The 261-nt window shown below is 69.7% G+C and carries 1 protein-coding gene; it reads left to right on the forward strand.

Going from position 1 to position 261, the window contains the following annotated elements; translation table 11 throughout:
* Positions 1 to 261 (forward strand): AMP-binding protein (locus A3764_RS01430; RefSeq protein WP_201722388.1); only part of this gene is annotated, 261 nt, incomplete at both ends.

Below are 261 nucleotides of genomic sequence, written 5' to 3' on the forward strand. Positions count from 1 at the left end.
CAGATGCTGACGGCGCAGGCACGGCTCCAGCCCGACCGCATCGGGGCGCGCGATCTTGAACGCCAGATGAGCTTCGCGGAATGGAACAGGCGCGCGTGCCAGCTCGCGAACGGATTGCTGGGCCTCGGGCTCGCCCCGGGCGACCGGGTGGCGGTGTTGGCCTACAACCGCGTAGAATGGGCGGAGATCTATGCCGCCGTCGCCAAGGCGGGGCTGGTCGCCGTGCCGGTGAATTTCCGCCTGACGGGACCCGAGGCACGT

The organism is Sulfitobacter sp. HI0129, assembly GCF_001635395.1.
Classification (GTDB): domain Bacteria; phylum Pseudomonadota; class Alphaproteobacteria; order Rhodobacterales; family Rhodobacteraceae; genus Sulfitobacter.